This window comes from Thioalkalivibrio sp., assembly GCF_007692535.1.
Classification (GTDB): domain Bacteria; phylum Pseudomonadota; class Gammaproteobacteria; order Ectothiorhodospirales; family Ectothiorhodospiraceae; genus Thioalkalivibrio.
In genome coordinates, this window is the sequence record NZ_REBW01000164.1 from 1 (window position 1) to 5,037 (window position 5,037).

At 66.3% G+C, this 5,037-nt stretch carries 6 protein-coding genes; 3 read left to right on the plus strand and 3 right to left on the minus strand.

Annotation, left to right across the window (positions count from 1 at the left end):
• Window positions 1–120 precede the first annotated feature (120 nt).
• The 3 genes from EA346_RS09360 to EA346_RS09370 all read right to left on the minus strand — a co-directional run bounded on the left by EA346_RS09360 (window position 121) and on the right by EA346_RS09370 (window position 1,466).
• Window positions 121–513 (minus strand): DUF6627 family protein, encoded by a 393-nt coding sequence (locus EA346_RS09360; protein ID WP_296757891.1) that lies wholly within the window; start codon window positions 511–513, stop codon window positions 121–123.
• 206 nt (window positions 514–719) lie between these two features.
• Complete coding sequence (locus tag EA346_RS09365; RefSeq protein WP_296748341.1) at window positions 720–872, minus strand: DUF3096 domain-containing protein; 153 nt, start codon at window positions 870–872, stop codon at window positions 720–722.
• Window positions 873–998: 126 nt separating this feature from the next.
• Window positions 999–1,466, minus strand: coding sequence for a hypothetical protein (locus tag EA346_RS09370; RefSeq protein ID WP_296757893.1), 468 nt, complete (start codon window positions 1,464–1,466; stop codon window positions 999–1,001).
• Between the two features lie 182 nt (window positions 1,467–1,648).
• Here EA346_RS09370 and EA346_RS09375 point away from each other — a divergent pair, with 182 nt between their 5' ends.
• From EA346_RS09375 to EA346_RS09385, 3 genes are read left to right on the plus strand one after another with little or no spacing between them, the layout of a single operon-like run.
• The gene (locus EA346_RS09375; protein WP_296757894.1) at window positions 1,649–2,266 is read left to right on the plus strand and encodes a hypothetical protein; all 618 of its coding nucleotides are present in this window, start codon (window positions 1,649–1,651) and stop codon (window positions 2,264–2,266) included.
• Window positions 2,263–3,720, plus strand: coding sequence for a TldD/PmbA family protein (locus EA346_RS09380; RefSeq protein WP_296757896.1), 1,458 nt, complete (start codon window positions 2,263–2,265; stop codon window positions 3,718–3,720). The genes EA346_RS09375 and EA346_RS09380 overlap by 4 nt, the downstream gene beginning before the upstream one ends.
• On the plus strand, window positions 3,720–5,036 hold the full coding sequence (locus EA346_RS09385; RefSeq protein WP_296757898.1) for a metallopeptidase TldD-related protein: 1,317 nt from the start codon (window positions 3,720–3,722) through the stop codon (window positions 5,034–5,036). The genes EA346_RS09380 and EA346_RS09385 overlap by 1 nt, the downstream gene beginning before the upstream one ends.
• Window position 5,037: the final 1 nt, after the last annotated feature.

Below are 5,037 nucleotides of genomic sequence, written 5' to 3' on the forward strand. Positions count from 1 at the left end.
CCCGTCGGGTTACGCCCTTTGGGCTAACCCGACCTACAGTTTGCGGCTTTTCATCGTCAGACGTGCCGGCGACGACGCTGCGCTGTGCCACCCTGCGCGGACCGAAGCGACTGCGCGAGCTTACTGTGCCCTTACGAACGGGAAGATATCCGTGACGCCGAGAGCATCGGTGATCACGAACAGGACGAAAAGGAACAGAAGCACGCCGAGCACCCCGGCTCCTGCGGGCAACTCGTCCAGGCGCTCGTTCAGCATGCGCACTTCCGCATCGGTCATGCGGGCCACACGCTCGGCCGCAAGGTCCGCGCTGACGCCCATGGCCTGCAGCTGGCCCCGAACCTCGTCACGTTCCAACATCTCGAGAAGCCTCTCCCGATCGGCTCCCGCCTGTTCGGCCGCGATCAGCGCACCGGTCCCAAGCATCGATGCATACAGCGGACTCACGCTCGCACCAAACAGCGCCAGGGCGCAGAAGAAGGCCAGAAACCGCGTCACCACAGGATTGCGATTCATGCATTCACCTCGTTAGATAATTTGAGGACGCCACGATTCCGGCACGTTCTCCGGTGGTATCGCATGTTTCCGGGTACTTGGAAAGGACCGGAACCGCTTCCCATTCTGCGCCGGAAAACACCAACACGGTCATGGGGATTAATACGGTTCCCGTCGCTCCCGGTACGGGCCGCTACGCCGGCGGGCACCGCAGAAAAAAGCAAGACCTAAAAATTCATGTGGCCGCCATTGAACAGCCCGATGAGACCGATCACGATCAGGTAGATGGCAACGATATAGTTCAGCAGGCGGGGAACGAGCAGGATCAGAATACCGGCAATCAGGGACACGATCGGGGCGAGACTCAGGGTGATGTTCATCGCGTTCAACTCCTTGTGAAAGGCAGTGACACCGGGTACGCCCGGGGTTCGGCAGGATGCCGACTGCTCAGAGTATAAGGGCGTCGCCGCCACGATTCATGCACCGGCAGTCACGGACCGCTCCACTCATCCGCCTCGTCCCCCGCGACTGCGCTTGCGCAGCGAGTACAGGCTGATCGAGCGGACGACGTCTCCGTAGGGAAACTCCGCCGGCGTACCAAAGTGCTTGGTCACCGTCTGGAGCACGCCGTCGATGTCCTCCGGCTCGGACGCTCCGGCCAGGCGCGCCAATGCCCGCAGGCCGCCACACTCGACCTTGACTTCCTTGCCGTGCGGCAGGTTCTGCCCGGGCTGCGTCATCCCCAGCGCGAAGACCGCCTTTTCGCGCAGCGTCACCAGGACCTCTCCGCAGCGTGCATGTCCCGCCCGCGACTGGCAACTGATCGCCTCGCGCTCCGCGATCAGCACGCGCTGCGAGCGGCTGCACCCGGCGCACCCGAGCAGGATCGCCTTGTTGAAGTGACAGCGCTGCGCATCGTAGCCGCTGTAGATACCCTTGAACTCGTTCTCGTCCATGTGCCCTGAAATATTCAAGCCGGTTTGACCACGCCCGTGCCATTCTCGCACAGGATCGACGCGGGTCCGCCGAGGCGGCCCAAGGTCCCCTGCCCGACCTGCTAGACTCGGGATGAACAGACAGGGGAAGACCGGTCGTCCGGCGCCCGGACCCGCAACGCAAACGTCATCCAGCAACGGCATTGGGGAGGGAAAAGCGATTGAGCAACTGGTTGCGCATTCCGCTGATGCTCAAATTGTTTCTCGGGCTCGTCCTGGTGCAGGTGGTCACGGCCCTGCTGCTTTACGCCTGGTGGCGCACGGGCTCCACCGACGCCGCCCTGACCTTCGCGGCGCTGGGGATCGGCCTCGCCCTGTTCGCCGCCCTGTGGCTGGCGTCCATCGCCCGTGGACACAAGGCAGAGGCGCTGCTCCGCGCCGAGAACCACCTGGCCAGAGAGCGGGAGCGACACAAGCGGCTGACCGCGGAACAGCGCATCAAGACGGTGCAGAACATGCACCGGCAGGTTCAGCGGGAGACGAACCGGATCCGAAGCCGCTCCAACGTGAAGCTGTACTCGGCGTTTGCGGGTATTGCCGGATTGGGGACGCTCCTGCTGTTGACCCAGTTCCTCTCTCTGGGAGTACTCCTGATCAGTTCCTCCGGCGGCGCCGTGGCGGGTTACCTGTTACGGCTGCGCCAGGAGGCGCGGCGCCGGAACCTGCCGGACGCCGAGGGCCAGCGCCGCTTTATCCCCGAGTCGCGCCTGCTCGAAATCCCGGATACGCGTAACGGCGACGCCCTGCGCGACACCAATGGCAACGAGCGCCAGCGATGAGCGCTGAAGGCCGGGAACGGCTCGATGCGGCAGCGCGCCGTTTCCGCGCGATGGCGCCGCCCGTGGACGACTGGTCGCTGCGCCTGGTCGACGACTCGGCGGAGACGCTTTCCGTACGCCGCGGCGTCGTCGAACCTGTCCGGCTCTCACGGGATAGCGGCCTGATGATCACCGTGATCGAGGGTCGCGGTGTCGGCTACGGGGCGACCACGGACCTTTCAGCAGCCGGCCTCCAGATGGCAACGGAACGCGCCCGCGCGTGGGCCCGCCGCAGCGCTGACCTGCAACTGGTTGACCCCATCCGACTCCCGCGCGTCACCGCTCACGGCACCTACCGATCCCCCCTGGAGAAACCCTGGCACAGCCTGACCGCCGGGGTGAAGCTGGAGCGCCTGCTGGACCTGGCGCTGCGCATGAAAATCCACGATGCGATCGTCGATTGGTCGGCGGGGCTCGCCTATCACGACCGCGAGACACTGTTGGTGTCTGCCAGTGGTGCGGAGATCCGCCAGCGGCACCACGTCCTCATGCCCTGGTTGCGGGCAGTGGCAAACCGTGGCAGCGAGACACAGATACGCAGCTTCGGTCCGGATCTAGGCGGACAAGGGGGACTGGAGCGCCTCGACCTCCTGGAACTCGATCAGCAGCCCGAGCGCATCGCCGGCGAGGCGTTAGCCCTGCTGGATGCCCCGGAATGCCCGACCGGCACCACGGACCTCCTACTGATGCCGGGGCAGATGACGCTGCAGATTCACGAGAGCATCGGCCACCCGTTGGAACTGGACCGCATTCTGGGCGACGAGCGCAACTACGCGGGCACCAGCTTCGTGACCGCGGACATGTTCGGAACGTACCGATACGGCTCGGAGCTGCTCAACGTGACCTTCGATCCCGGGGTACCCGGCGAACTCGCCTCGTACGCCTACGACGACGCCGGCACACGGGCCGAAAGGGACTGGTTGATCCGCGACGGCATCCTGCTGCGCGGCCTCGGAGGCGCGACATCCCAGGCGCGGTCCGGGTTGCCCGGAGTCGCCTGCGCGCGCGCCAGCTCCTGGAACCGACCCCCGATCGACCGCATGGCGAATCTGAACCTGGAACCCGGTGACAGCAGCCTGGAGGAACTGGTGGGTCGGATCGAACGGGGGGTACTGATGGACACGAACCGTTCCTGGTCCATCGACGACTCCCGCAACAAGTTCCAGTTCGGCTGCGAGATGGGGTGGCGGATCGAGGACGGTGAACGACGGGGGCTGGTCCGGAATCCGGGTTACCGCGGCATCTCGGCCGGTTTCTGGCGCAGCCTCGCGGGTGTCGGCAATGCCGCGAGTTTCCGCGTGATGGGCGTTGGCACCTGCGGCAAGGGCGAGCCCAACCAGATGATCGCGGTCGGTCACGCATCCCCGCCGTGCCTGTTTCGGGATGTCGCCGTGTTCGGCGGGGGCGGTTCCTGATGCGCGCCGTCCTGGAGCGGGCTGCCGGGCGCCTGCAGGAACTGTTGGATCCGGGGGAAGCGTTCACCGCCTACCTCGAGGCGGAGGAGTCGGACTTCCTGCGCCTGAACGGTAACCGAGTGCGGCAGGCGGGCCATGTGTCCCAGGCGCGTCTCAAGCTGGACCTGATTCGCGGGAGCCGGCATGTCGAGGCCACCCTGGCGCTGTCCGGGGAGCCCGACACCGATGCCGCGGCGCTGCGCTCCCTGCTCGCGGAATTGCGCAGAATCCTGCCGCTGGTGCCGGAGGACCCCTACCTCGCCTATGCGGGGGAGTCCGCCCGTAGCCACGACATTCGACCGGGCCTGCTTCCCGAGGCGGACGCGGTACTCGCCACCCTGAGGCAAAGCGCGGCCGGCCTCGATCTGGTAGGACACTGGGCTGCGGGCAACCTCTTCCGGGGATTCGCCGGCTCCGCCGGCCAATGGCACTGGTTCCAGGCCGAGAGCTTCACCTTCGACTGGAGCCTGTACCAGCGCGCGGACAAGGCGGTGAAAGGCCGCTACGCCGGGAGCGACTGGGATGCGGACACGTTGGCTACCCGGATCGCGGCGACGAGGAGCCAGTTGGACATCATGGCCCGCCCGGCGCAGGTCCTTCCTCCGGGGGCATACCGCGTCTACCTGGCGCCCGCTGCGCTGGGCGAGATCCTTGGTGTGGTTGCGTGGCAGGGCTTCGGCCTGCGAGCACTGCGCACGCGCCAGACACCGCTACTGCGCCTCGCGGACCGCGAGGCATCCCTGAATCCCTGCGTTCAACTCGTCGAGCACTGCGCAGGTGGTACGGCGCCCCGCTTTGGCCCGCAAGGCTTTCCTCTCCCTGAGCAGGTGCCCCTGATCGAGGCGGGGCATTTCCGGGAATGCCTTGCCGACGCACGCTCCGGCCGTGAATACGGCGTCCCAGTGAACGCAGCGGCGGAACGTCCCGCGAGCCTGGAGATGGGTGCCGGCCACCTGGCCATGGCCGATGCCGCAGCGCTGGTCGGCGACGGCCTGCTGGTCTCGGACCTGTGGTACGGCAACCTGTCCGATCACGCCCGCTGTGCGGTCACCGGAATGACCCGCTATGCCTGTCTCCGGGTCGAGGAAGGGAGGATGCTCTCGCCCGTAGAACCGATGCGCTTCGACGTCAGTCTCTACGACCTGCTCGGCGAGGGGCTGTTGGGCCTGACCCGCGAGCGGGAACTGCTGACCGACACCGGGACCTACGAACAGCGTTCCACGAACACCGCCCTGCTACCTGGCGCCCTCGTCAGGGATTTTCCCCTGACCCTCTGAC

Excerpts from the sequence above, each read along its gene's own strand:
- EA346_RS09360 (WP_296757891.1), bottom strand. The coding sequence starts at position 513 with ATGAATCGCAATCCTGTGGTGACGCGGTTTCTGGCCTTCTTCTGCGCC.
- EA346_RS09380 (WP_296757896.1), top strand. The coding sequence starts at position 2,263 with ATGAGCGCTGAAGGCCGGGAACGGCTCGATGCGGCAGCGCGCCGTTTC.
- EA346_RS09365 (WP_296748341.1), bottom strand. The coding sequence starts at position 872 with ATGAACATCACCCTGAGTCTCGCCCCGATCGTGTCCCTGATTGCCGGT.
- EA346_RS09385 (WP_296757898.1), top strand. The coding sequence starts at position 3,720 with ATGCGCGCCGTCCTGGAGCGGGCTGCCGGGCGCCTGCAGGAACTGTTG.